General features: G+C 48.9%; 22 protein-coding genes, 1 tRNA gene and 1 pseudogene. 16 read left to right on the top strand and 8 right to left on the bottom strand.

The annotated features are described in order from the left end of the window. Position 1: 1 nt before the first annotated feature. The 3 genes from ACKU4E_RS11115 (at position 2) to ACKU4E_RS11105 (ending at position 2,897) form a co-directional block, all read left to right on the top strand. A complete protein-coding gene (locus ACKU4E_RS11115; RefSeq protein WP_320171141.1) occupies positions 2 to 1,120 on the top strand; it encodes an ATP-binding protein in 1,119 nt (372 codons plus the stop codon). A 3-nt stretch (positions 1,121 to 1,123) separates the two neighbouring features. Then, the gene (locus tag ACKU4E_RS11110) at positions 1,124 to 2,587 is read left to right on the top strand and encodes a sigma-54 dependent transcriptional regulator (RefSeq protein ID WP_320171140.1); all 1,464 of its coding nucleotides are present in this window, start codon (positions 1,124 to 1,126) and stop codon (positions 2,585 to 2,587) included. A gap of 100 nt (positions 2,588 to 2,687) precedes the next feature. Further along, positions 2,688 to 2,897, top strand: a complete 210-nt coding sequence (locus ACKU4E_RS11105; RefSeq protein ID WP_320171139.1) for a hypothetical protein — start codon at positions 2,688 to 2,690, stop codon at positions 2,895 to 2,897. Between the two features lie 12 nt (positions 2,898 to 2,909). Here ACKU4E_RS11105 and ACKU4E_RS11100 read toward each other — a convergent pair whose 3' ends face one another. The 3 genes from ACKU4E_RS11100 to ACKU4E_RS11090 all read right to left on the bottom strand — a co-directional run bounded on the left by ACKU4E_RS11100 (position 2,910) and on the right by ACKU4E_RS11090 (position 6,699). Next, a complete protein-coding gene (locus ACKU4E_RS11100; protein WP_320171138.1) occupies positions 2,910 to 3,764 on the bottom strand; it encodes a hypothetical protein in 855 nt (284 codons plus the stop codon). Then, positions 3,761 to 5,953 carry a SpoIIE family protein phosphatase gene (locus ACKU4E_RS11095; RefSeq protein ID WP_320171137.1) on the bottom strand — a complete coding sequence of 731 codons (2,193 nt, stop codon included), beginning with the start codon at positions 5,951 to 5,953 and terminating at the stop codon, positions 3,761 to 3,763. Before ACKU4E_RS11095 ends, ACKU4E_RS11100 begins: the two co-directional genes overlap by 4 nt. A 62-nt stretch (positions 5,954 to 6,015) precedes the next feature. Beyond that, positions 6,016 to 6,699, bottom strand: a complete 684-nt coding sequence (locus ACKU4E_RS11090; protein WP_320171136.1) for a DUF554 domain-containing protein — start codon at positions 6,697 to 6,699, stop codon at positions 6,016 to 6,018. A gap of 221 nt (positions 6,700 to 6,920) precedes the next feature. Here ACKU4E_RS11090 and ACKU4E_RS11085 point away from each other — a divergent pair. The 10 genes from ACKU4E_RS11085 to ACKU4E_RS11040 all read left to right on the top strand — a co-directional run bounded on the left by ACKU4E_RS11085 (position 6,921) and on the right by ACKU4E_RS11040 (position 15,810). Next, positions 6,921 to 7,007 (top strand) — tRNA-Leu (locus tag ACKU4E_RS11085). A gap of 247 nt (positions 7,008 to 7,254) precedes the next feature. Continuing rightward, on the top strand, positions 7,255 to 8,193 hold the full coding sequence (locus ACKU4E_RS11080) for a hypothetical protein (RefSeq protein ID WP_320171135.1): 939 nt from the start codon (positions 7,255 to 7,257) through the stop codon (positions 8,191 to 8,193). 361 nt (positions 8,194 to 8,554) lie between these two features. Beyond that, positions 8,555 to 8,764 carry a helix-turn-helix domain-containing protein gene (locus ACKU4E_RS11075; protein WP_320171134.1) on the top strand — a complete coding sequence of 70 codons (210 nt, stop codon included), beginning with the start codon at positions 8,555 to 8,557 and terminating at the stop codon, positions 8,762 to 8,764. Beyond that, entirely contained in the window at positions 8,761 to 10,395 is a 1,635-nt protein-coding gene (locus ACKU4E_RS11070) for a YfjI family protein (protein WP_320171133.1), read from the top strand. The genes ACKU4E_RS11075 and ACKU4E_RS11070 overlap by 4 nt, the downstream gene beginning before the upstream one ends. Continuing rightward, a complete protein-coding gene (locus ACKU4E_RS11065; protein ID WP_320171132.1) occupies positions 10,392 to 10,688 on the top strand; it encodes a plasmid mobilization protein in 297 nt (98 codons plus the stop codon). The genes ACKU4E_RS11070 and ACKU4E_RS11065 overlap by 4 nt, the downstream gene beginning before the upstream one ends. Then, positions 10,679 to 12,127 carry a relaxase/mobilization nuclease domain-containing protein gene (locus ACKU4E_RS11060; RefSeq protein WP_320171131.1) on the top strand — a complete coding sequence of 483 codons (1,449 nt, stop codon included), beginning with the start codon at positions 10,679 to 10,681 and terminating at the stop codon, positions 12,125 to 12,127. The genes ACKU4E_RS11065 and ACKU4E_RS11060 overlap by 10 nt, the downstream gene beginning before the upstream one ends. A gap of 73 nt (positions 12,128 to 12,200) precedes the next feature. Next, positions 12,201 to 12,755 (top strand): hypothetical protein, encoded by a 555-nt coding sequence (locus ACKU4E_RS11055; RefSeq protein ID WP_320171130.1) that lies wholly within the window; start codon positions 12,201 to 12,203, stop codon positions 12,753 to 12,755. 3 nt (positions 12,756 to 12,758) lie between these two features. Beyond that, positions 12,759 to 14,216, top strand: a complete 1,458-nt coding sequence (locus ACKU4E_RS11050; RefSeq protein ID WP_320171129.1) for a reverse transcriptase family protein — start codon at positions 12,759 to 12,761, stop codon at positions 14,214 to 14,216. A 98-nt stretch (positions 14,217 to 14,314) separates the two neighbouring features. Beyond that, positions 14,315 to 15,229, top strand: a complete 915-nt coding sequence (locus ACKU4E_RS11045) for a Fic family protein (RefSeq protein ID WP_320171128.1) — start codon at positions 14,315 to 14,317, stop codon at positions 15,227 to 15,229. Between the two features lie 134 nt (positions 15,230 to 15,363). Beyond that, positions 15,364 to 15,810, top strand: a complete 447-nt coding sequence (locus ACKU4E_RS11040) for a hypothetical protein (protein WP_320171127.1) — start codon at positions 15,364 to 15,366, stop codon at positions 15,808 to 15,810. Between the two features lie 88 nt (positions 15,811 to 15,898). Here ACKU4E_RS11040 and ACKU4E_RS11035 read toward each other — a convergent pair whose 3' ends face one another. Beyond that, positions 15,899 to 17,029 carry a tyrosine-type recombinase/integrase gene (locus tag ACKU4E_RS11035; protein WP_320171126.1) on the bottom strand — a complete coding sequence of 377 codons (1,131 nt, stop codon included), beginning with the start codon at positions 17,027 to 17,029 and terminating at the stop codon, positions 15,899 to 15,901. A 445-nt stretch (positions 17,030 to 17,474) separates the two neighbouring features. Here ACKU4E_RS11035 and ACKU4E_RS11030 point away from each other — a divergent pair, with 445 nt between their 5' ends. Further along, positions 17,475 to 17,627, top strand: coding sequence for a Fic family protein (locus ACKU4E_RS11030; protein ID WP_320171125.1), 153 nt, complete (start codon positions 17,475 to 17,477; stop codon positions 17,625 to 17,627). Here the strand turns inward: ACKU4E_RS11030 and ACKU4E_RS11025 are convergent. The 3 genes and pseudogenes from ACKU4E_RS11025 to ACKU4E_RS11015 form a co-directional block, all read right to left on the bottom strand. Beyond that, complete coding sequence (locus ACKU4E_RS11025) at positions 17,624 to 18,877, bottom strand: HipA domain-containing protein (protein ID WP_320171124.1); 1,254 nt, start codon at positions 18,875 to 18,877, stop codon at positions 17,624 to 17,626. The genes ACKU4E_RS11030 and ACKU4E_RS11025 overlap by 4 nt on opposite strands. A gap of 155 nt (positions 18,878 to 19,032) precedes the next feature. Continuing rightward, positions 19,033 to 19,341, bottom strand: coding sequence for a helix-turn-helix transcriptional regulator (locus tag ACKU4E_RS11020; protein ID WP_320171123.1), 309 nt, complete (start codon positions 19,339 to 19,341; stop codon positions 19,033 to 19,035). 134 nt (positions 19,342 to 19,475) lie between these two features. Further along, positions 19,476 to 19,991: pseudogene (locus ACKU4E_RS11015) on the bottom strand (site-specific integrase). Positions 19,992 to 20,229: 238 nt separating this feature from the next. Between ACKU4E_RS11015 and ACKU4E_RS11010 the strand changes: the two are divergent. Further along, positions 20,230 to 21,282 (top strand): DUF3089 domain-containing protein, encoded by a 1,053-nt coding sequence (locus ACKU4E_RS11010; RefSeq protein ID WP_320171122.1) that lies wholly within the window; start codon positions 20,230 to 20,232, stop codon positions 21,280 to 21,282. 199 nt (positions 21,283 to 21,481) lie between these two features. On the opposite strand, the gene ACKU4E_RS11005 is transcribed toward ACKU4E_RS11010, so the two are convergent. Further along, positions 21,482 to 22,984, bottom strand: a complete 1,503-nt coding sequence (locus ACKU4E_RS11005; protein ID WP_320171121.1) for a hypothetical protein — start codon at positions 22,982 to 22,984, stop codon at positions 21,482 to 21,484. Between the two features lie 186 nt (positions 22,985 to 23,170). On the opposite strand from ACKU4E_RS11005, the gene ACKU4E_RS11000 reads away from it, so the two are divergent. Further along, a complete protein-coding gene (locus ACKU4E_RS11000; RefSeq protein ID WP_320171120.1) occupies positions 23,171 to 23,701 on the top strand; it encodes a hypothetical protein in 531 nt (176 codons plus the stop codon). Positions 23,702 to 24,130: the final 429 nt, after the last annotated feature.

The raw sequence follows: 24,130 nt of genomic DNA, 5'->3' as shown, positions 1-24,130 counted from the left end.
AATGACACCGCAGGACGCCATATACCGCGCAGTTGTAGAGGAGCAGACCGAACTCATCCGGCGTTTTCGTCCCGATGGACGGCTGACCTTCGTTAACCGGGCTTTCTGTCGTTTTTACGGCAGAAGTGCCGAGGAACTTCTTGCGACCAGGTTTCAGGATCTTCTGGAACCCAATGAGCGGGAGGAGATTGTCAGCCAACTCTATTCACTTACCCCCGATAATCCGGAAATAGCCACCGAACCCAGTTTCAAGGGAAAGGACGGGACGGTTCATTACGTTCAATATGTTACCCGAGCGATCTTTGATGAAAACGGCGGGGTTGTTGAGTACCAGTCCGTTGGGCGTGATGTGACGGCCCGGCGGCAGGCCGAGGCCACCCTGGCCGAAGCCCGCGCAGCCATGGAACGGGCCAGCCGGGTGACCACCTTTGCTGTTATCGGCGGAGGTATCGCCCACGAGATCAATCAGCCTCTTAACGCTATTCGCATACTGTCCGCTTCGGCCCTGCTGCTGGAGGGCCGTTCGGATATGCCCAACAGTGAAGTGGTCCGCATCCTGAAGGATATCGCCGGACAGGTGGATCGCATAGATTCCATAGTCAACCATCTGCGTGAACACCTGCGTTACAACCGGTCCAATACCGGGGAACTGTGCAACCTCGGCGATGCTGTGCAGTCAGCGCTTTCCCTGCTCAACGCACAGTTAATTGCAAGGGGCATTCTGTTGGAAACAGCAGTCGATAAGGATGCAAATCCTGTTGTGGGAACCTGTATCCGCTTTGAAGAACTGATCATGAACCTTGTGGCCAATGCCATGCAGGCTCTGGAAGGATATGAGGTTTCGCCGAAAACCATTTCCATCCGGGTGGCTGCGCAGGGCAATGATGCGGTGGAGTTGAGCGTTGCCGACAACGGTCCCGGATTTGATCCGAAGCTGGCGGACGAACTGTTCGAACCTTTTTTTTCCACCAAATCTCCGGGAACTTCCATGGGGCTGGGGCTGTCTATTGTGCGCACCATAGTGCAGGCGGCAGGAGGTTCGATCATAGCTGAAAATCTTCCCGGCGGAGGGGCCTTACTTCGGGCTGTATTTCCTGCGGCTGATATGGAGAGAAATTAGATCATGCGTATTCTGCTTGTCGAAGACGATGCGGCGACCCGCAATTCCCTGGCCGAATACCTGACCCTGCTGGGGCATGCGGTCACAGCCTGTGCCGGAGCTGTTCCCGCGCTGGAAATCTGCCGCAACCACTGTTTTGAAATGGTCCTTTCGGACATCCAGATGCCCGGCAGGACCGGCATTGAACTGGTGCGCGATATCAGTTCTCTTGCTCTGCCCGGCAGGCCGGATGTAGTCCTTTACACGGGACACGCGGATCTTGAGCTGGCAATCGGAGCCCTGCGGGCCGGAGCCTACGACTATCTTACCAAGCCCATCAACCTTGAAGAACTCGGTGCAGTCCTTGACCGCGTGGCCGAACATCAGGCGTTGCTGCAGGAAAACGATCGCCTGACCGGTCATTTCGAGGAGGAAGTGGCCGAGGCGACAAGCGAGGTGCGGGCCGAGTTGTCGCACCTGCGCGAACTGCTGGCCCGTCAGGCCGGGCTGGATAATATCGGAATTTTCTCTGCGGCCATGTGGGATGTGGTGACTCAGGCAAGGCGTTATCACGAGGATCGTGATCTTCCTGTGCTTATTCAGGGCGAAACCGGAGTGGGCAAGGATATCGTGGCAAAACTTATCCATTACGGACAGGACCACCCCCGGTCGCCGTTGCCCTTTGTGGACATCAACTGTGCTGCGCTTCCAGCCAATCTTTTTGAAAGTGAACTGTTCGGCTACGAGGCCGGGGCGTTTACCGGCAGCGGTTCCCGCGGAGCACGCGGCAAGATGGACCTTGCAAGGGGCGGAACCCTTTTTCTGGACGAAATCGGCGAAATTCCTGTTGAATTGCAGGCCAAACTGCTGCGCGTGATTGAGGATAAAAGCTTTTATCGGGTCGGGGGGCTGACCAAGGTCAGGACCGACATACGCATCATCGCGGCCACAAATCTTGATTTGACGGAACGGATTGAAAAGGGGCTTTTCCGCAGGGATCTTTATTATCGGCTCAGAGTGGGCAGCATTGCGGTGCCGCCTCTGCGGGAACGGATCGACGATATTGTCCCGCTGTCTCTGCTGCTCCTGAAAGCTTTTTCGAAAAAACGCGGCAAGGCTTTTGAAGAGATAAGCCCGGAAGCTGCCGAAATGCTGCTGAACCACCAATGGTCGGGGAATGTTCGCGAACTGAAGAACGCTATGGAATGGGTCTCTGTCATGCATGATGCACGTGTTCTCGTCCCCGGACATCTGGCCGGGTTCCTCGCAGATGCGGAAAAGACGGCTTCAGGTGCTGAACAAGGTCCGGCCACGGGCAGGACCGGTAAAAAGATGAGGTCTCGTCCTACAGAATATGATATTGATGCTGCACTTGAAGCAACCGGCGGCAATAAGACCAGGGCTGCTGAAAAACTGGGTATTTCCATTCGCATGCTGCATTACAGGCTTGCGGCCAGACGGAAAGAGGGCGGTAAGGGTTCCCGGTGAGTTTCCCGGATATTTTCCGGGATTCGTTCCGGCTGAAAACAAGTCCGGCACAGTTGTGTGCGGCTTGGGACACAATTAATCTGCTAACTCAAAGAAACGTATGAAACTTAATCGTATCCAGATACTTATCTTTAATAAGTTGAGTAATGAAAAGGGTCTTGAAGTAGACTCGTATGTAAAGAAATATTCTGTGGAATATGTCGGCGTACAGCGTGACTCGCTGCAGGACCTCACTGAAGAAGAAGGAGATGCGTGGATCAACAAGTCGTATATCATCTCCCTGTCCGGGGAAGACTGCGACGAATCATAAGGAATACGCGCTCTAGGTCTGTTTGCCTGTCCCGTGAAAGGAATTGTATGCAAGGGTGAGCAGCACTGCGAAGGCTGCAGAGACTACTCCCAGAGCGGCGTTGTAGAAAGGCGGTGAAGCCAGAGCAAGACGGATCAGCAGAGTGACCAAAGCGAAGCCGGAATTCCTGAAAACCGCGTGAAACGTGGGCAGGAAGCGCTGGGAGATCAGCACCAGCAGAATGTCACTGAATATCAGCACGGTATAAAAGGTGCTGAAGAAGTCGAACGTATGTTTTCCATGTGAAAGCAGGAAGAGATCGTATATTCCCAGTCCTGCGAAAATGAAAAGAAGCAGCAGCGCTACAAGTTTTTTGGAAGCCACGTACCGAAACTTGAATGAAGGGATCAGGGGTGTGCCCTGTTTCTGGATGCGGTAATATACGCCGAGGAGCACAAAAACAATAAACGCACCCATCCCGTCGGACAGAATCTGGTAGATGGGAGTCATGTTGCCCGTGAAGGAAATGGGCTCAGGAAAGTTCACCAGCTCCTTGAACGAGTTGCGCATCAGTATGAGGCACAGTATTTCGAACTGTTTTCCGACTGACTTGGCAAACGAGCAGGGCAGTACGAAAATGAAGCTGACGACCTCAAGTGCCAGCACCAGAGTGAAAGCAATTCCGACCGCGGCATAATGACTGCCGGGTGTTTTGGCCGCAATGGCCGCCGGCAGCAATCCCTGTCTGCCCAGCTCCACGCCTATCAGAGCGGCGATGAAGCAGGCTATCAGCGCTCCGGCGACTGCCCGCTGGGTTCGTTCGTTTTCCCAGAAGGCATGCAGGGGGTCGAATGCGTAGGTGGCAAGTTCGTATACGGAATAACTCATAGGAATTTTATTATGATGGCGGTGCAGTCATCTTCCAGGGGCAGTCCCCTGCGGTGGTTCTGTACTTCCGCCAGAAGCATGTCCACCATATCCTGGGCCGGTTTATGGCTGTTTTCACAGATTATACGGCGCAGATTATCCTTACCGAATGTAGCTCCCGCAGGACTGTGGGCCTCCCATATCCCGTCAGTATAGAGTATGAGAATTTGTCCCGGTTCAACTCTGGTCAGATTCTCCTCGTAACGGTATTCCCCGTCAACCCCGAGAGCCAGTCCCGTGCCGACAAGTTCCTCAAAGGAGTCGGATTCCGGGGTATAGATCAGAGCCGGATCATGTCCTGCCCTGATCCAGTTTACAGTTTTCTCTTTTGTATCACAGATCACCGTAAAAGCGGTCATGAAGTGGCCGGTTTTTGCACAGTCCGTGGTTACAAGTCTGTTGACTCTTTCAAAAACCTCCACCAGAGACAGGTGTTGACCGGTAAGAGCCCGGATGTAAGCCCTGGCGCTGGTCATGAGCAAAGCTGCGCTTACGCCGTGCCCGGAAACATCGCCTATGGCTGCGCCGAAACGGTCAGTCCCGTCGCACTGGGCGCAACTGAGAAAATCGTAATAATCTCCGCCGGTTTTTTCCGAAAATGTGCAGCGCGCTCCGATGTCCGCTCCGTTCACAGTGGGTGGCCCCTGCGGGAAAAGGGACTGTTGTGCTTCATCCGCAAGTGAGAGGGCCTGCTGGGTGATGGAGTGTTCCTTAAGCTGCGGCACCATGTTATTGAATTTTTCGGCCAGTTCCCCCAGTTCGTCTTTTGAGTGGAAATCCGCGCGCACGTCCCAGTCGCCTTCCCCAACTTTTATCACCGCCTTTGAAAGTTTGCTGATGGGCCGGGAAAAGCTCATGGAAGCGAAATAAGCTACTACTGCAATGGCGCAGATGACGAAAAAGGCTATTACCGAAGTTCCTTCATATTGATTGGCGATACTTTCCCGCACATACTGTTCCGCTTCATCTGCTTCAGCCGTGAAATCACGCACCGGAGTTATTATCAGCAGGGAAAGATGTGAATTGATGGGGCTGTAAGTCCAAAGACTGGGAACTCCCTTGTATTTAATCTGGATAACACCGGACTCGGCTTTGCCGATATCCTTGATCATGGTTCTGAATTCGGGGTTGTCCTCATGCAGCCATTGAGGTTCCTGCGGGGCAAGCCAAAACCTTCCACCCATTGTGTGAGGAGCTTCGTACAGCGGATCATCCCCGACCTTTCCGACCACCATAAGGGCTCCGTTTCGCGATTGCACGTCTGCTGAGGAGACCATCATTATTTCGGTCTTTCCATTGTTCCCTGCAATCAGCGTATTGTTCAAGGTGGCTCCCACCGGAACAACCAGTGACGCAACACCTAGAAATCTGCCGGAGTTGGAAAGAATCGGCGCGCTGAGCCTGTAGCAGAGCGTTCGACTTGCCGCATCCGGTGTGGGCATGGCCCAGGTGGTCTCTCTGTTTTTTTTGATATCATTATACCATGAGTGCGTGCGGGGATCATATTTGTGTGGAAATGAATTGTGTCCCGGATACGTCGCCACCAGACCGTTTTCAAGGATTACTTCCTGCCAAAGGGCCAGATTTTTCAATGTGGAACTGCATGCCTTGAATGCGGAGAGCAGTGGAGCGAGTCTGGTGATGTCGGGCATAGCCTGCTCGGGCGTGAGCCCCTGGGCCAGCCAGAATGAAACATGTTCAAGCGAAATCGGCAGATCAATGAGGTCGCCGCGCTGAATTGCCGCCATTCTATGCTCGGATCTGTTCATTCCCCGGCCCATGAGTGCTCTTTTCTTGTAGGATGGGTCGTTAATCAATTCAGGAGTGTTCAGGGCTCCTTCCGGGGTGGTTATAAACGGTTTGGTTTCAAGAGGAGGATAATCGTCATCGTTCAATCTTATGTCGGCTTCCCCCTGCACGCTTTTGAGAGTTGTCCGATACAGGCGGTCCTCAAGATTGATCATTGCCGCAGTTCCCTTGGCCTGTTTGGACAGGCTGTCGGTGGCTCTTTCCAGCAGCGTTATTCTTATCTGCGCCTGCAGGTCCGAACCAAGCTCCTTGAGCGAGTTCAGCCCGTGCGTTTTCAGCACGAACAGGGGCGCGAGCGAAAAGGTGAGCAGTATGAGAAGAATTTTCCAGCGGATTTTCATAAGCTTATTTAACCTTATCCGACAGGAATGTTCAATCAGTAAAATTGTCTGTCTTGGTTATGTTATCCAAAAAGAACGGTCAGCAGTATGACAACTCCCAGCGATGGAAGCAGGTTCGAGAGGTTGATGCGCTTGATTTCCAGCAGGGTAAGGCTGATGCCGATGATAAGCAGTCCGCCGGTGGCGGTGAGTTGATCAATGATAAGCGGTGAGAACCATTCCTGAAAGGAACTGGCGAAAAGTGTAAGAGCCCCCTGATAAATTACCACCGGAATGAATGAAAAAAGTACCCCCAGTCCGTAGGTGGAAGCCAGCGCGATTGAAGCGAATCCGTCCAGGATGGATTTTGTGTACAGAATGGTGGTATCGCCCTTGATGCCTTCTTCAAATGATCCGATTATAGCCATGGCCCCGATGCAGAATATCAGCGATGCAGTAATTATTCCGTCAACGAAGCCCGTATCACTTGATCCCACTGCTTTTTTCAATTTGCCAGCGAGCCGCTCAAACAGAGTATCCAGCCGCAACAGTTCTCCGAGCACTCCCCCGATGAGCAGGCTGAACATCAGAATTAGGATGTTCTGTACCTTCAGGGACATCTGGATGCCGATGATGATAACCCCCAGTCCCAGCGCCTGAAATATTATCTGTCTGATCCGTTCCGGAAAATGGCTGTGCAGCAGGACACCGATGATGGAACCGCCGATAATGGCTGCCCCGTTAACAAACGAACCGATGGGAAGCATGGAGAACTCTTTGGTTGGAATTGATTGTGAACAGGCAAATACGTCTATCACCGAGTCTGAGCCTTTACAATAGGTCAAGGTCGGTTATGCTTCGAAAAGTGTGCGTCCCGGCAGTTCATTCTTAGATAAAAGCCCCTCCGATTTTTCCACCCCGGACCTGAGAGCCAATTAATTACCTTGACACTATTGACCTCATTTAATATTAACAATCCCTCACATATGCCGGGATGGCGGAATTGGTAGACGCAGCGGACTCAAAATCCGCCGGGTTCACGCCCTTGCGAGTTCGAGTCTCGCTCCCGGTACCACTTGAAATCAAAGGGGTTTTCGCTAAAAGTGAAAGGCCCTTTTTTCATGTCCAAAATAGCTCTCCCCATACTCTTCCCCATAAAATGAAAAAAAGTGAAAAAAGTTTGATAAAGTTCAAACTTTTTTTCACTTGGCATTCCCATGTCTATTTAACCACTCAGTTAACTTAATTATTTTTAGATTTGTAAATATAATTTAGCTCGGTTAAGTGTGGCTAAGCCTGATAAGATTATGGAGAGATCGAGCATGAGTAAAGCACATAATGATGAATCGATAGGAAGAGTAGATACGGACAAAGACAGTGTTCCAGAGATAAAGGGCATATCTCAACATCCTTTTGTTACTTCCGGCTTGGAGTTGGAAAGAAATCTTCAAGAGAAGACAGTCAGGTGGATACTGTTTTCAGTCGCAATATTTCTTGGGTGTTTGATATATTCTTTAGTTCCACCCAGTCCTGAAATGGATATTTATTTTAAGGCTTTTGTAATCACTTTATTGTCGGTCTTGTCTATTTCGATCCTTAAGGCTGCGGTTGTTCTATGGATCAAGGAAGATACAGTTATTTTTAAAAAAGGTGTGGATAGTAAAATTTCTGCGGCTGAATTGCGTAAACGTTGGGGTAGAGAGGTTAGTCATGATTTTCTAAACGTCGTTTTTGAGACAAAGCTCAATGTTTACCTTAGGTCCGAAGTAGAAGTTGAGCGAATCTTGATTGTTAAGAGCTTTTACTCTCAGTTTTTCCCAAACAAAGATCGAGTGGCTAAGTTATTCAATGAAAGATGCTTTTTTGATTTTGATGAAGTTATGCGGGCTGAAGAAGCTTTTCCTAGATTAAAACTGGGTGATTATGCTGCTATTGATAAACTCAAATTAAAGATTGAAAAGCTGGAGAAGGAACTAAAAGATTCCCGAACTTTGAAAGCTCGTTTAACTGTTGCTCAAAATAAGCTTGCTGGCTCACGCAAAGAAGGGTTCTTCTTTGCTAATATGATGTTGGAAATGGTCAAAGACCCTGTGTCGCAAAAACAATTTACGGCCGACGAATATAAAGTCATCGCTGATAAAGTTCGAGATAAAGACTACATCAAGAAATTGGAAATGGTCAGACCTGCCGATTCGGTCATCAAAGAATTCAGGGATAACCTTCCTACTGATTTTAGAAACGAAAGCAATACAGCAAAATAAAAACAACGGGACAAAATGGACAATATGGACAAAATTCGATTTCTGTCCATTTTGTCCATATTGTCCCGGCCTATCTACTTTCTCTTTTATTCTTCTATCCGGTTTATTCTTGAGCTGAACCCTGCCCCTCGACAAGTCTTGTTTATAAATTTTGGACTTTTTCAATATTTATATTCTTCCAATTTATATTTTCTTAATATCTTGAAAAAGTTGATATTATGCCTCTAAGTTCTGTCGTGTGCTTACAGAGATTGAAGCTTCTAGCACAGAAATTTTACCCTTTCTGATGGTTTTACAGTTTGATTAAACGTGGTTGCCTTGCATCGAAGAAAACACACCTCCAACCAACAAGGAGAAATCGATGCAAGGACTATTAAGCACAAAAGAAGCTGCTGAAAAATTAGGACTCAGCCCCGGAACTCTCGAAGTTTGGCGTTGTCTTGGAAAAGGGCCGCGCTATATCAAAATCGGCAGGCGGGTCGGGTACGACCTTAAAGATCTGGACGCTTATGTGGAATCCTGCAAGGTCATTCCTCTTGAAGAACTGGCTGACTTGTCGAGGCACAGATGAACGAGTCCGGTCACGACATTCTCTCTCTGTTCGGGAACAAGGCCCCTGTTCCATTGGGGCCCAAGGACCCTCCCTCGCTTGCCTCAATCTCACTTCCTTCAATTCTGGCCGACTACAGCCATGAACTCAGCGAGTCTTTGCAGGTTCCGTATGAGATGGTTCTCTGCAATCTCTTTGGAGTCCTATCAACCGCAGCGCAGCGTAGGTTCCAGATACAGGTAAAGGACGGCTATCACGAGTCCTTGAATCTATACCTGCTTTCTCCGCTTCCACCCGGAGAGCGAAAAAGTGCGGTGACGCATGCCGCACGCAAACCTCTGAGCAACTGGGAAAATGAGCAGGAAAAGCTCGTTGGACCTCTGGCTCAGGAAGCGCGTTCAAAACGGTTGACCCTTGAACGGGCCATCGAGCACCGGCGCAACTTGGCGGCAAAAGCAAAGAACTCTCAGAGTCGGGATTCCATAATTAGAGAAATCCGGGAACTCGAAGACGAAATGCCGGAGCTGATCACTGTCCCGCGTCTGCTTGCCGACGACATTACCCCCGAATGTCTGGCCATGCTCATGGAGCAGCAGAATGAATGCATGTCCATCATAGAAGCAGAGGGTGGCCTCTTTGATACCTTTGCAGGGCGTTACAGTCGTATGCCCAACCTCGATCTGATACTGAAGGCGTTCAGTGGTGAGCCGTGCCGAGTGGATCGTAAACACGGGCAGTATATCGGCCTGAAACATCCGCTGCTGACTATCTGCGTTACCACCCAGCCGGATGTACTGCGTGCAATGGCTGGTAATCCTGAGTTCCGTGGGCGCGGTTTTCTGGCGCGCTTCCTCTACTTTTTTGGACAAAGCAGGCTTGGTTTCCGGGTCGCGGAGCCTCCGCAAGTTTCATTGCGGGTGGAACGTGCTTTCCTTGAGCGGGTTGAACACCTGCTTTCCCTTAAAAGCAATTCCAAAATGAATGCAAAGAGTCAGTCCCTGCTGCTTAGTGCCGGGGCATATGAGTCGTGGAAAAACTTTTTCCTGCTCATTGAGGGTGAGTTGCGACCGGGGAGCAGCTTGGAAAATATGACTGATTGGGCGGGCAAGGTTCCAGGGCAGGTTGCTCGTTTGGCTGGTCTGCTGCATCTGGCTTCAGCGCAACAGATTGAGTCGAAGGTTGATTCCGCTGTCATGCTTGCGGCTACTGAATTGGGAAAGAAGCTTGTTCATCATGCCCGCTACGCATTTCATGATATGGGGTGTGATGACCTTACTTCCTGCGCACAGGCTATCTTGAAATGGATAACGAACCGGAAAATTGAGCTGTTCACTGGTCGTGAATGTCAGCGTGCGATCCGTGGACGGTTTCCGAAAAAAAAGCAGATTGAGCAGGGACTAACCATGCTCGTGGAGTTTGGATATGTGGTTGCGGTCCCGGTTCAATCGTCCGGTCCGGGGCGTCCGCCGAGTCCGAGTTACCAAGTTCATCCAGCTGTGCATGCTGCCGAAGCTATCCCAATATCGAATCCTAGCCAGCCTACCCACTGTGACACTGTTAGCTGCGCAACAGGTGTCCCCGTGGGGGCTGGCGAGGGAGGCAAGCCTCCCTTCGAACCCTCCGTTTACTCCAGAAAAATGGAGGCCGTATGAGCACGTCTCGCACTAGATGGTTGAATGTCCGGGTTACGCCCGATGAGAAAAATAGCGTTGTGGAAGAAGCAGAAGCCAAGGGCATGACCCTCGGTGATTTTATGCGTCAGCTTCTGGGTAAAAGACGGGTACGCAAGACCAGACGTGAACGGGAGAAGCTTCTTCACCTTGCCCGTATCGGCAACAACATCAATCAGCTCGCTCGCTGGGCAAATACCTATAAGAGCAATGCCGATTCTGTTCTCATCCTTGCTGAACTGGCAGCCATTGAGAGGGAGCTGAAATGTATATGAAGGTTTTCGCCCATGGCCGGGGAAACGGAGCCAAGGCTATTGATTATGTAATTGATCCTCGGCGTAAAGGGCGAGAAAAATCGCCCCCGGAAGTTTTGCGCGGAGATCCTGAAGCCGTGCAGCGGGTGATTGGTTCAACTGATCGGGTATGGAAGTTTACATCCGGGGTGCTCTCATGGGCACCGCAGGACAAGGTTTCACCACAGCTTGAAAAAGAAGTGATGGACGACTTTGAGAAGGTCGCTTTCGCAGGGCTTGAGCCGGATCAATATTCAATTCTTTGGGTCAGGCACAGCCATGCCGGTCATCATGAAATGCATTTCATTATCCCGCGTACAGAGCTGCGCAGTGACAAGGCCATGAATCCCTGCCCGCCTAACTGGCATAAGCAATATGACGTCTGGCGTGACCTTTGGAATGAGCGTATGGAGTGGGCAAAGCCTGATGAGCTGAAACGGTCCCGGTTGCTGCAACCGGGGAAAGACATTCATTCACCCAAAGGAAAACAACTGCACAATTTCAGGAAAACCGTAACAGACTTCCTAGCTCAAGGCATAGCTGACGGTCTGCACAAGGACCGTGCGGATCTGGTTAACGCTTTGGAGGGAGAAAGGCTTTCCGTGGTCCGGCAGGGCAAGAAGTATATCACCTTGGAGTTACCCGAAGACAATACACGAGTTAGATTGAAGGGAGGAATATATGAATCATCTTGGAGAGCTGAGCGACAAGCTGAAAGAGCGAATGAACTCGCAGTCGCAGGAAGTGGAGCAGGTCGTAAGCAGCGCATTGAAAGACTTGAGCGGGAACTTGTTGAAATATGCCGAAAGCGAGCTGAATTCCATCACAGCCGATATGGACGGCCACATCCAGAAGCTCAGGAAAAAGCAGTCCGCGATTTCAGCAAGCTACTGGAAACAAAACATCTTGGCGAACATCGTATCCGCGCTACTGTTGCTCATAATATCGGTCTGCATAACCGGATTTTACGGCTGGAGAATCAAGGTCAGTCACGAAGAGCTGAAAATAATCAACGCGCAGATAGAGAGCCAGAAGAAGAACGTAAGCGCGTTCACCAAATGGGGAATCGAAGCACATCAGAGCAGGAACCAGCGGTATCTGGCCTTTCCGAAAGGCACCCAGTTGCAAATAAGAGAAACCAAGAGCGGCCAGCCAGCCGTTTTATTGCAGAGGTAGATCATGAACGAATTATCAAGGAGCTTGTCGGAGGCCCTAGCCGGAATGGAGAAGGAGCAGTCCCGCCGCTTGAAAGAGCAGGATCAGAAAATAGCCGCGCAGGGGCGCAGGATTTCGGAGCTGGAAAAGGAAGTTCAGGGTTGTCGGGACTTGCAGAGCGAATTGGAAGGTGTTTTGCGGGAATTGGGGAAGTTGTGCGGGCGGTGAGGAAGATAGGTAATAAGAAGTCTATTGTGAGAGATTAGTGACATTTAAATCAAAAATAGGTAGCATATGCTGAGAAAAACAGAGTAAATTTTCAAAAAAGTGTGAGTGTGGATGTCTAGTGTTTCTTTTCCAATTGAAAATTATGAAAAAGAAGTTCAGAGTGCTATAATAGAAAAGCAGTTTACTGTTTTTCTGTGTGGTCCCACGTTGCAAGATTTGTCAGAAAAGCCTAGCTCTGTTTTAAGACAGCTTTTGCTTGATGATCTTAGGAGTGATGGTTTTTCTGTTGTTCTTGGAGAAGATGATGGACTGATGGAGCTACAGGATTGTTTTGGAGGAGATGCACAGACAAATGAACTTGGTTTTATAAAAAAACATGCAAATGCCGTTGTACTTGTCGCAGACAGTTCTGGATCATTTTCTGAGCTAGGTTTATTTGCTCATTTTCATAGTTCTCCAAAGTGTAATTTTTCTTTTATTATAGTTGTTGATGAATTTTATAGAGATAATGAAATGTATCTATCTTTAGGGCCAGTTAAGTTGGTAGAATCACGAGGTAAAGTTTTTTATGCAAATTTTAAAAGCAATGATGAAGATTTTACTGAAATAGTTTCTGCGGTAAGAAATGATTTGCGTGTACAAAGATTTAGTTTGTGTTTGGACTAAGTTATGAGACGTAGTCAATTTCAAATATATTTATGGGCTGTGGGGGTTCTGCAACCTGTGACGCCAACCGCTATTCGTAGGTTTCTAGAGAAAGCTTTCCCAAATGCATCAGAGGGCTTGCGAACAAAAGACGTAAAAGAAAAATTAGAAGAGATGTTTGAAGTTCATCTTGTGGTAAGGGCTTTAAATGATATAGATTATTTGTATTCCTTGACTCAGTTGGGTAGTCAAGTTATTCCTTATAAGTTAAGGAAACATAGAGATAAAGCTCGTATTTTTTTTCTTAAAGATGTAGCGCAAGCTGCACGTAAGTCATGTAAATTAAAGGAGCAGGGATTGGAATTGACTGGTGTTTCGCCAGTCTCGGAGAGTAGCAGTAACATACAACATCGGCGTCCAATAGCTACGCTCGCCGATACCGTCGACCGAATCTATTGGTCGCCGATTTTCAAGCAGCATAATAAATTTGCTGGTCCAAATCCCTGCTCCGATTCTCTTTGTTTTGATTTGTATTCATTTTCCAGCACAGATGAACTAGCGAACGCATGCATGGTTCTTGAGCTTGATAGATTAAATTTAGATATAGGTCAGCTCGCTACGGCAATTGGTGTCAGTCCAAATTTGCTTACATCACTTGGAAATAAATCCGAAAGTTTCTATCGTCGATTTGAGATCGGTAAAAGAAGTGGGGGGAGAAGAGTCATTCACTCTCCTCGTGTTTTTCTGAAAACCGTTCAATATTGGATTTTGGATTACATCCTGTATTCCCTCCCTTTAAATGATTCCTGTCATTCTTTTCGTCGTGGGCATTCTATTTTGACGAATGCTAATAACCATGTAGGTAGTAAGTTTGTCGCTAACATAGATATAGTCGATTACTTTGGGTCGATATCAGAAGGTTTGATCAGAAGAAGACTCTTGTCTCATTTCGGGTCAGCGCTCTCTATGTGGATAGCAAAATTATGCACAGCAAATGACTCATTGCCTCAAGGAGCTCCAACAAGCCCTATTCTTTCTAATTTCTGTTTGAAGAATTTTGATGATAGGATGAATCAATTTTGTGATGAGACTTCACTTCAGTATTCAAGATATGCAGACGATATAACTATTAGTGGTGATTGCATAGATAGTGTCAGGAGATCTTTAGATTTTGCAACACAAGAGTTGGCAATATATCGTTTAAAGATTAACCAAAAGAAGACAAGAATTGCTTCGTTATCGGGGCAACAGAATGTTACCGGGGTTGTTGTAAATCAAGTTGCTCAACCTCCCAGAAAACTTAGAAAGCGTATTCGGGCTATGTTTCATCAGGCTTCGTTGCATCCAGAAAAGTATTATGCAAGAGTTAATGAGCTTCAAGGATATATTAGTTACATTAAAGGATATCCGCACTTGGCAGATAAGAAATGCATAAGTGATTATGAAGGAATTCTTGCATCTCTTAAATCGCACATATTATAATGCAGATTTGAATTAAAATGCCAACCTACCACCCACCCCACACAATAACCCCACTCATCGTAAATCTGCTAGCCCAGATAAGCGAGGAAGTAGGGCGTTTGACTGTTTTAACCGATAGCTCAAAGGAGCTAAGGCTAAGACGCATCAACCGTGTGCGCACTATTCGCGGATCACTGGCTATTGAAGGTAACAACCTTAGCGAAGAGCAGATAACAGCGATTCTGGACGGCAAAAGAGTAATAGCTCCGCCCCGTGAGATTCAGGAGGTACGTAACGCCATTGCTGCTTATGACCGGTTCGATGATTGGTCGGTGGAGAGCGAAGCGGATTTGAAGGAAGCGCACAGCGTGCTCATGGCCGGATTGATTGACGAGGTTGGCATGTATCGCCGTTCCGGTGTGGGTGTGGTTGCCGGGGATAGGGTGATTCATATGGCCCCGCCTGCCGATAGAGTCCCGGCATTGATGCAGGATCTGTTTTCATGGCTGGGTGCTACTGAAGACCATCCTTTGATTGCCAGTTCGGTTTTTCATTACGAGTTTGAATTTATCCACCCATTCGCTGACGGCAATGGTCGTATGGGCCGTTTGTGGCAGACTTTGATCCTGAAAGGATGGAATCCACTTTTCGCGGATATCCCAGTGGAAAGTCTGGTTTTCGAACACCAAGAAGAATATTATGACGCCCTCCAGCAGAGCACGAATAAGGCGGACTCGGCACCGTTCATAGAGTTCATGCTCAGAATGATTCTGAATGCCGTTTCATCTGCCACCCCCCAAGTTGGCCCTCAAGTCACCCCCCAAGTAAAAGCATTGATTGAAGTCATTTCTGGCGAAATGAGCCGTGATGAGCTGCAAACTGCTTTGGGCCTCAAAGACCGCAAGTCATTCAGGGAGCTTTACCTTAAGCCAGCACTGGAAGAAGGGCTTGTGGAAATGACCATTCCCGACAAGCCCAATAGTAGGAACCAGAAGTATCGGTTGACTGAGAAGGGGCGATCTCTTTCTCTGTAGAATGAGCTCGTGAATTGCTTACAAATTGGAGTAATTCACTATTCACAGTATGGTGTAATCCATATTTTTTATTGCTTTCTGGATCTGCTTACGTAACTATGTTATTTTTTAATCTTTTAAAAATATGAGGAAATATGAGTAGGTTTGTTCAGGAAGCTAAAAATTTTATCATGGATTCATTTGCAGAGGAACGCCCCACCGTTGGACAGAAAATTTTCATTAGGCGGTTGATGGTGCCTATTTCGAAACTTCATCCTCCCGTAAAGGATGCGCTTCCCCAAGCAATGAAGGAACTACAGCAAGAAGGTCTTTTTGATAATGACGAAGGGCTAACTGAAAAAGGGGTTGATTATATATACGGCGACTTGGATAGTCGCACTCAGGAGGCAAGAACTGATATTTTGAATCAGCTACGCGATATGCAGGCTCGTGTTGGTTATTCGCCTAACTGGAGAGCTTTTATTACTGCTTCAGAACCGTATAAAAATGCATTGGTTGCTGCCGTAAAGGAGCTTCAGAGCGAGGGGGTACTTGATGAAAGTGAAGCGTTAACAGAAAAAGGATACGAAAGTTTGTATTAATATACCCCTACTCAACGCAAATTCAAAGTCCCAAGACATACATGTAAAGACAGCACCCGCTCAGCGATGTTTGCTGAGCGGGTGCATGCTAGCCATTCCTTTTCTGCATCTGCTGATAAATATTCCCGGCAACTTCACTCGCCCGCTGCATGGCGTCATCCCGCAAGTGGGCATATCTTTGAACCATTGATGGGGTCTTGTGGGTGAGCAATTTTTGCAGAGTATACATATCTACCTGCCCGGAGCTGGCAAGAGTGGAAGCGAATACATGACGTAGTCCGTGCATGGGTCGGAAGTCTTTGGGCAGACCTGCATTATCGCAGATACGGCGAAAGGGGATGCGCATTTCTTTTGTTGGACCGTTCTTTCTGCCGGGAAAAATGTATTCATTTTTTTTGGGCTGTCTTTCTAAAATAGATCTTGCTGAGTTATTTAAAGGTATACGTTGGTCTGTGCCATTTTTAGGATCTCCCAGCGTGATGAAGCCACGGTTAAAATCAATGTCATTCCATCTTAGCTTAAAGATTTCTCCTTTTCTCATGCCTGTGTAGAGTGCCATAAGCATCATGTTCGCAGCGGGTTTATTGGGTGAAGTTTCAATGGCTTCCATGAGAGCTGAAAGCTGTTCGGGCGTAAGGTCTTCCGTTTTGATGTTGTTTATTTTTGGCATTTCGAAGTAAAGCTTTGCCTGATTGATTGGCTGACACATCCCCCGTTTGGCTCCGAAATTTAAAATGCGTTTGAGCAGGACAAGTCCCTGCTTGACTGTTCCGGGAGCAAGTCCTTTATTCTGTAATTTTCGGCGCAGCCGGTCGATGTCGGTGGTGACTACTTCTTCAGGAATCTTTTTCCCGAAATCCTTGAACAGGTAGCTCCGCCAGCGGTTACGGTCGTCCTTGATACTTTTGTTTTCTTGCTTGGCGTCATAAAAAGCTTCCCAGATCCGACCAACGGTCATTTTGTTGCGTTCAGCCCGAACTTTCTTCCTGCGTTCGTTGTTGGAGTCAATCTTCCCCTCAATGCGTAGAACCCGCAAACGGTTCGCCTTGGCAGGTGTCATCTGATCCTGATGCTGGCGTCCGGCTTTTTCTTCTATGGACTTTCCACCTCTATAGTAGCGGATGTAATAAATCTTTTCCTTCACCCCGGTGACTTGGTTTTTACTATCGATGTAGAACACGCCCTTATATGTTGTCTTGTGTCTTTTTACTGCGGCCATCTGCTTTCCTTCTTGAGCTGATTTGTGGGGAATTATGGGGAAGAATATATGCTCACCACGTACTTAGATACGCAGGGTGGGGGAAGTCGTATTCCCCATGCTATTCCCCATAAAGGAGGTCAGAATACAATAAATTATGGGGAAATCAAACAAGCCCAGTTAAAGAATCAAGTCCTTTTAAATAAAGGCTTTATGGCTGGGTTAAATCCGGTTAAACAGTTAAATTCAGTACTCAAAATCCGCCGGGTTCACGCCCTTGCGAGTTCGAGTCTCGCTCCCGGTACCAGATAATACAAGGACTTACAGCTGAATGGCTGTGAGTCCTTTTTTTTGTGTCTGCTGTTTTGTACAACTCCTGTACAACTTTTTTTGAGCCTAGGATTGTATTTTTTAGTATTAAGACTTAGTGAACCGTGGTTAGTTTTTAAATGTGAGGTGAAATGCTTTGGGCCTCAAAGACCGCAAGTCATTCAGGGAACTTTATCTCAAGCCCGCATTGGAAGAGGGGCTCGTGGAGATGACCATTCCCGACAAGCCCAATAGTAGGAATCAGAAGTATCGGTTGACTGAGAAGGGGCAACTGGCTGTGTACAATTAGCCCTTCAATCCACTTCGCAAATCTTCATGCTCAAAAGCTGACTGCATCATCTCAATTTCATTATTGCTGGCACCAAGCCGTGCGGCATCGGTGGCCCAGCTTTGGGTGGCTTGGGCTACTTTTTTAGAAATGGCTTTTGATTCTTTGAGCGAGAGGCCGAATTCTTCGATAACTGAATAGGCGAGATCAAGTGACGCCGTGCCGTCATCAAGGTCGATGTAGGTGTGCAGGATGCGCGGCTTTTCGTGCTCCGGGGTCGGTTCCAGATCGTAGAGGGGGGAGAGCCGCCAGCCTGCTGATCCGGCATAGAGGAAGCCGTGGTTGCGCAGGTGGTCGTCCACGTTTGAAATCATGATGTTGAAGACGATCCGCCGCCAGAGGTCTTTGAGATCTTCGGTTGTGCTGGCTCCGTATTCGCTCAGTGCTTCGCCGATTTCCAGATAACTTCCCTGTTCGCCGTCAGAATATCCGAGCAGGCTCATTGCCGACAGAAACGGTATGCGCTTGCCTGCGTTGCGGTCAAAGCGGTGGAGCAGAAGCACATTCTGTCCGCCGATTTTTTTTAGCATCACTTCCGGCGTTGGTATCCCGGCCTTTTTTGCCATCTGGAAGGCGAGGTATTCCCATAATTCCACATCCCATTCATCGGTGGGGCTGGGGAACTTGGCGATCAGCAGCTTGCCGTCCGTATCTATAATGGATGCCTTGGGCCGTGCTCCACCGAGTGACGCACCGGGGGCAACCAGATCCTGAATATCCTGATCCAGTTCCTTATTTTCCAAAATACGGTTTGATGCAGCCATAAGCCGACCCAACTCAACCATGGGCGGGATTGCGGCTTCCTCGTCTGTTGCCAGAAAAGGGCCGCCTTCCTGTTCGGCAAAGCGCAATGCCCCCTGCCTGGCCAGATCATTAACCATGAGCAGGAAGTCGGAATCATGCAACATGCGACGGGTACGCTTTTCAGCCTTGGCGTTTCTGGCCTCCAGACGTTTCATGAGCACTCGGCCCCAGCGGTCCGGGGCAGAATCGCCGATGGAGCCGAAAAGCGATTTGCCTGCTGGCGTATGGAAAGAGCCCTTGCCGAGTTGCAATGTCGGTTCAAGGGAAAAACTTATGGAGGATTGACGCCATTGGCGAGAATATTCAAAAGATGCGCTCTCGCCGCGCTGCCCGGAATGAATCCACAGTCGTCCCAAGAAATGTGTTTCGCCCTGCAAATCAATATGTACAAATATTTCTTTTGGCATTTTCTACCAGCCTAATCATATAAAATTTATGTCTTTTGAAAGAAGGATCAATCTATCAAGCAGAGCGGCGAAGCCATATCAAAAAGGTTTGGGATTCTTAAACCCTTTTCAAAGGGTTTAAGGCCCCCGGCAGGGATCGCCGATAGGCTTCTTCTCTAGCTCGATATCTCGTGTACCCGGCTGGGCAACCGTTCCTCTTCAAGAGCCTGTCCGACTTTGTCCTCGGTTATGTCAGCCAGATTCATCCAGTCCGTGCCGAGGCCGAGGGCGAAGATTACGGCGGCATAGTTGCCCATGCTGACACCGGGATCACCGCGCTGGATTTTGGCAAGAGTCTCCCTGCTGACCCCGGCGCGGTCGGCAACTGTAACCATCTTCAGGCGGCGGCGAATCCTTGCGTTTTTCAAGGATTCACCAAGCCCTTTAAGGCTGCTGCGCAGTTTTATAGGTAACTTTTTCTTCATTTTAATGCCTAATAAAATAGTCTTTAATTTGATCTATGACTAAAATATTAGGCATTAATGGTTGGTAGGTCAAGGGGGGCATTTTATGGGCTGCCGTTTAATTTGATCTCCTTGGAGCACACATCTTCATATCCTCATATCCTCATATCCTCATAATAAATATTGGCAACCTCACTGGCCCGTATCATGGCGTCGTCGCGCAAGTGGGCATAACGCTGGACCATTGATGGTGTCTTATGAGTTAGCAGTTTTTGCAGGGTGTACATATCCACCTGTCCGGAGCTGGCGAGGGTGGAGGCGAAAACGTGCCGCAGCCCGTGCATGGGTCAGAAGTCCTTGGGCAACCCGGCGTTATCGCAGATTCTGCGGAATGGAACACGCAGGTCTTTTGTGGGACCATCGTACCTGCCGGGGAAGACATACTCACAATCTGTGCGAGGCTGTTTTTCCAGAATGGAACGCGCGGAATTATTGATCGGTATGCGCTGATCCTGCCCGCTCCTTGGGTCTTTAAGCAGGATGAAACCACGCTCGAAATCAACATGATTCCATTTCAGATTGAAAATTTCAGATTTTCTCATCCTCGTATAAAGGGCCATCAGCATTATGGAAGCTGTTTTCTGGTTTTGGTCATTCTCAATGGAGTCCAAAAGAGTGCTAGCTGCGCGGGAGTGAGGTCTTCGGTCTTTATGTTGTTCAAGCGCGGCATTTCAAAGTAGAGCTTGCCGGGATTAACGGGCTGACACATCCCGCGCCTTGCTCCGAACGTAATTCAATCCAGCGATTTCAAAGACGCAAGCACTTTGAAAAGCAACTGTCCTTGTCGGGTATTGCATTGACTTTTTTTTACCACAATGCTTTGTTGCCTTAAATCGGAGGACTTCTTTCATGCCCAAACAGCGCATCGCCGCACATTATCACCTTTTATTTCTGACGGGCCTCGCCGTTATACTGCTTCTGACGGCAGCCAGCCCCTCACCGGCCGATGGATTGCCTCCCTTCGATTCCAATTCCATTTCCATTCCCCCGCGACCGGACTACAGCCAAGCGGATAGTTGGCTGGCGTTGCCCGAATCCTCCAACAGATTTGCCGTGGACATCTTCTGGGTTTACCCCACTGTACTGCACAACGACAGGGACTGGCTCATGGATATCGCTTCACAAGAGCAACAGGCGGCTGCGGCTGCCACATTATACAAGCAGGCCGCCGTCTTTTCCTGCCAGGCAAATCTTTATGCGCCATATTATCGCCAGATGAACATGGCAGCCCTTACCCTTGGTGCGAAACAGAAGAGGGAACTCATTTCCTATGGCTTGGCCGATGTCTGGGATGCTTTCAGATACTACTTGAAGCATTTTAACCATGGCCGTCCTTTTATCCTTGCTGGACACAGCCAAGGGTCTAACATCATCGTGGATCTAGCCGTTCGTCACTGGGGCTCCACAGGTGCGGAAAGCCGTCTTGTGGCCGCTTACGCTATAGGCTGGTCCATCACCAAAGATAACATTGCCGCCAATCCAAACATCCGCATTTGCAAATCTTCCAGGCAGACCCAATGCTTTATCGACTATAACACCATGGCCGCAGGCAGACAGGACGCTGCCCCCACACGCATCCCCGGGGCCATAGTGGTCAATCCGCTCTCCTGGACGACGGATGATTCATTCGTACCAGCCAGCAAAAATATGGGGGCCACTTTTGCCGAAAAAGACCGTTCGGAAACACGAGCCCATTTCACTTCGGCCCAGATCGTGAATTCTGGTCTTGTGGTGGACCCGATAGACCTTTCTATTATGAATGATTCGCACAGCTTTCCGAAAGGCGTATATCATGTGGATGACTACGCCCTTTTCTTTGAAAACCTGCGAACCAACGCTGCTCAGAGGATTCAGGAGATGCTTGTTAAGAGAAGCTGCCCCGATGTTTCCGGGAAAAAGTAAGCTTTAACCGGACGAACTAATATCCTTTTTCATTCCCCTCGCCCCCAACCCACAAATCCTCATGCTCAAAAACTGACTGCATCATTTCTATTACATTCTCGCTGGTCCCGAACTCTGCGGCTGTGTTGGCCCCTTTTTGTGGCTTGGGCTACAGCTCCGCCTGCGGTTGCGTTTTATAACCTGTCGGTGGCATCCTCCATTATGCTCCCTTTTTGACGATCCCTTTGGGAAAGTAGTCGGGATCGCCGTAGGGATGCAGACTTATTTCCGGGTTGACTCTTTCTCCCATATCCAGCAGCAGGGCCCGGTATTCGCTGCTGATCTTCGGCAGTTCCCGGACAAAGACGGTTTTGACCAGTTCCCGGTTGTGTTCAGATGAATCTGCCCCCTCGACCAGTTCGACCCGGAGCCGGAGGCGCTGCTGCATGTCGTCCGTGTCCTCGGTGGCGATGATGAATTTTCCGGTCAATACGTGGGCCAGTTCAGGTGCATCAAGAATCCACTTGGTGTACTCTGGAAAAATAGTGATCCCGTAAATGCTAGCCGCGAACTTGCCGCGCCCGAAGAGATAGACCAGCGGAGTCTTCCAGATGCGGTGTGCAATGCCCAGTGCTTTGGCTTCCTCATCAAGCTCAATGCCCCGCGCTGCCAGCCTGTTCTGTAGATCGCCGTAGGTGAGCGTGCCGCCTAGGTCCATGGTGTTGTATCGCACCAAAGGGATGCTGCTCGGGGCCGTCACCACCAGACGACCGTCTATGGTCTCGAAGTAACGGGTTTCGGGGTTGTACTGATTAACTGCAGGCACCCGGTTATCCCCGAACAGGGCGGATGTCAGGTTGCCGTCTTCAGCCGCCTTTCTCCGCAGGTAGACCGTCAGCGGCGTCTCATGGGCTACAAGGCCCACGTCCGCAGAGCCGTACATGTTGAGCGCATCGGTCAGAATATTACCAAGGCCGGTCTGCCTGGCGAAGTTGTTTCTCCAGCGCTCGGTGAAGGCCTCGCCCGTGAACAGAAATTTAAGCCTGAGCTTTTTCCAATCGAGATTTTCTCTGATCCCTGCGTCAATGATGTTTTTGACATGCGGGGGATAGCCCGCGATCACTATCTGGTCGAAATGCTTATGCATTGATCGGATAATGGAAAGCACATCGGGAATATGGGTGCCCGGTGTAGCCATGGTGATCGGGTATCCTTTGCGTGAAATCCACTCGTTGGACATCATCGTGCTGGTTCCGGCCGCCCACAACCCCATGGCAAAGGCAACGATAAACAGGGTGGGACGCTCTTTCGCGTCCAGGAAATCCTTGTATATCAGTTCCCAGACCTCGGCTGCCTGGCGGGTCTGCTCGTCGAATACCGGCCAGAAGTTCGGTGAGCCAGTGGAACCTGAGCTCGACGCAAGCAGACGGGATTTATCCAGTTTCCCGTCCCAGCAAAGCTGGTCCACGGGATAGTGGTTTATGTAGTTCTCCTTGTTAGTAGCCGGTATGCCGGTGAAGTCGTCCATGTTCCGTACGGCGGCCGGATCGACCCCCCGTTGGCGCAGGAAGTCCCTGTAGGCCGGAACCCTCGCTGCGCATTTCCGGAACAGGTCAAGCGCCATTTCCCCGCTCAGTCTCTGCCAATCTTCATCCCGGTCAGACTTGATCCGGGCTAAACTGTCGTCGGCTGAATATTCCAAAAACATCGAATACGAATCCATGTATAACCTCTGAAAAAACGAGTGTAGATAAAGATCTGTTAAGTACTGTGGCCGGATTGGCTGTAGTCGGGCTTTAGCTATCTGTAGGTTACGCTTCCATGGGAATAATTCTGTGACGTATTGCGGAAGCATAAGCAACGATGTATCTGTAATGCATCATCTTGCATTAGCAAAGGAGGATTTTTCATGAAGTTGTTCATACCGTTGTTGTTGCTGATATGCCTGTTTCCCGGGTCTGGATTTGCAGGGCAATTCGACTGCGAGAATCCACCGTTCGGGGAGGCTATAGCCCAGTATGACGGATTCGAGAAATACAGGGAGGCTGGTCCTGTCTCCTATTATCGATACGTCGACCCCGGCTGTTCCACTGCCGCAGGTAAGTACGGAACTCCGAAAATCACTTATGCCGTAGTCGATGGTAAACTCTATGCCCAGATAGTGTCTGTTGTGAGTGAGGAGCTTGTGCGCGGCATCAAGGAAAGAACTGCCCTGTACAAGGCAGGCAAGATCAAGGCCGCCGACCTTTCTCCGGGCTTCCGGGATCAGGTAAAATCAGATGTCCAGCCCAAGATGAAAGAGGGCGCCAACAGCTCTGAGTTGATCTGGGATTTTCCGGAGCGCAACCTCAGGGCCAAATTCAAGACAGACTTCACTACCAACACCGTGAAACTCAACTATTACTATCTTCCGATCTGGAAAGAGTTGCAGAAAAAATAGTCGGCCATGCGAGGGTACGAGGGGAATGTGGGCCTGCCCCATGTCCCCCCGCTTAATATTTTGGAGGGGAACAGTTCCCCTCCAAAACCTGTGCTATCCGTAAGTAATGTTTTTCTGGAGTCAGGCTGGCTCAATTTTTTAACCATCCATTCTGATTAGTCTTTCTTTCCTTATTTTCTGGGGATGATCTCGGCTTCATTCCTACCTCCCTGACCGGCATCCGGTATTTTATAATTACGATTTCAGGACTTATGTGTTTCCAAAGACCCTCCAGAGAATCATTTGTCATTATTTTTTGCCAAAAGAATTCCTTAGCCCGACTGACTTTATTCTTTGAGGTAAAATTGCGTCTGTACTGAGTCTAAAAAACACAAAATTTATATTTTATATTAATTATGTTGCGTGTTTAGTAGAACATGCTAATAGGGA

The organism is Maridesulfovibrio sp., from assembly GCF_963677005.1.
Classification (GTDB): Bacteria; Desulfobacterota; Desulfovibrionia; order Desulfovibrionales; family Desulfovibrionaceae; genus Maridesulfovibrio.
The sequence above is the reverse complement of the archived record's forward strand: the minus strand, read 5'-3'. Positions and strand labels throughout refer to the sequence as shown.

What these genes read in the sequence shown, in the direction of transcription:
- ACKU4E_RS11115 (WP_320171141.1), top strand. Translation starts at nt 2, where the DNA reads ATGACACCGCAGGACGCCATATACCGCGCAGTTGTAGAGGAGCAGACC.
- ACKU4E_RS11110 (WP_320171140.1), top strand. Translation starts at nt 1,124, where the DNA reads ATGCGTATTCTGCTTGTCGAAGACGATGCGGCGACCCGCAATTCCCTG.
- ACKU4E_RS11105 (WP_320171139.1), top strand. Translation starts at nt 2,688, where the DNA reads ATGAAACTTAATCGTATCCAGATACTTATCTTTAATAAGTTGAGTAAT.
- ACKU4E_RS11100 (WP_320171138.1), bottom strand. Translation starts at nt 3,764, where the DNA reads ATGAGTTATTCCGTATACGAACTTGCCACCTACGCATTCGACCCCCTG.
- ACKU4E_RS11095 (WP_320171137.1), bottom strand. Translation starts at nt 5,953, where the DNA reads ATGAAAATCCGCTGGAAAATTCTTCTCATACTGCTCACCTTTTCGCTC.
- ACKU4E_RS11090 (WP_320171136.1), bottom strand. Translation starts at nt 6,699, where the DNA reads ATGCTTCCCATCGGTTCGTTTGTTAACGGGGCAGCCATTATCGGCGGT.
- ACKU4E_RS11080 (WP_320171135.1), top strand. Translation starts at nt 7,255, where the DNA reads ATGAGTAAAGCACATAATGATGAATCGATAGGAAGAGTAGATACGGAC.
- ACKU4E_RS11075 (WP_320171134.1), top strand. Translation starts at nt 8,555, where the DNA reads ATGCAAGGACTATTAAGCACAAAAGAAGCTGCTGAAAAATTAGGACTC.
- ACKU4E_RS11070 (WP_320171133.1), top strand. Translation starts at nt 8,761, where the DNA reads ATGAACGAGTCCGGTCACGACATTCTCTCTCTGTTCGGGAACAAGGCC.
- ACKU4E_RS11065 (WP_320171132.1), top strand. Translation starts at nt 10,392, where the DNA reads ATGAGCACGTCTCGCACTAGATGGTTGAATGTCCGGGTTACGCCCGAT.
- ACKU4E_RS11060 (WP_320171131.1), top strand. Translation starts at nt 10,679, where the DNA reads ATGTATATGAAGGTTTTCGCCCATGGCCGGGGAAACGGAGCCAAGGCT.
- ACKU4E_RS11055 (WP_320171130.1), top strand. Translation starts at nt 12,201, where the DNA reads ATGTCTAGTGTTTCTTTTCCAATTGAAAATTATGAAAAAGAAGTTCAG.
- ACKU4E_RS11050 (WP_320171129.1), top strand. Translation starts at nt 12,759, where the DNA reads ATGAGACGTAGTCAATTTCAAATATATTTATGGGCTGTGGGGGTTCTG.
- ACKU4E_RS11040 (WP_320171127.1), top strand. Translation starts at nt 15,364, where the DNA reads ATGAGTAGGTTTGTTCAGGAAGCTAAAAATTTTATCATGGATTCATTT.
- ACKU4E_RS11035 (WP_320171126.1), bottom strand. Translation starts at nt 17,029, where the DNA reads ATGGCCGCAGTAAAAAGACACAAGACAACATATAAGGGCGTGTTCTAC.
- ACKU4E_RS11025 (WP_320171124.1), bottom strand. Translation starts at nt 18,877, where the DNA reads ATGCCAAAAGAAATATTTGTACATATTGATTTGCAGGGCGAAACACAT.
- ACKU4E_RS11020 (WP_320171123.1), bottom strand. Translation starts at nt 19,341, where the DNA reads ATGAAGAAAAAGTTACCTATAAAACTGCGCAGCAGCCTTAAAGGGCTT.
- ACKU4E_RS11010 (WP_320171122.1), top strand. Translation starts at nt 20,230, where the DNA reads ATGCCCAAACAGCGCATCGCCGCACATTATCACCTTTTATTTCTGACG.
- ACKU4E_RS11005 (WP_320171121.1), bottom strand. Translation starts at nt 22,984, where the DNA reads ATGGATTCGTATTCGATGTTTTTGGAATATTCAGCCGACGACAGTTTA.
- ACKU4E_RS11000 (WP_320171120.1), top strand. Translation starts at nt 23,171, where the DNA reads ATGAAGTTGTTCATACCGTTGTTGTTGCTGATATGCCTGTTTCCCGGG.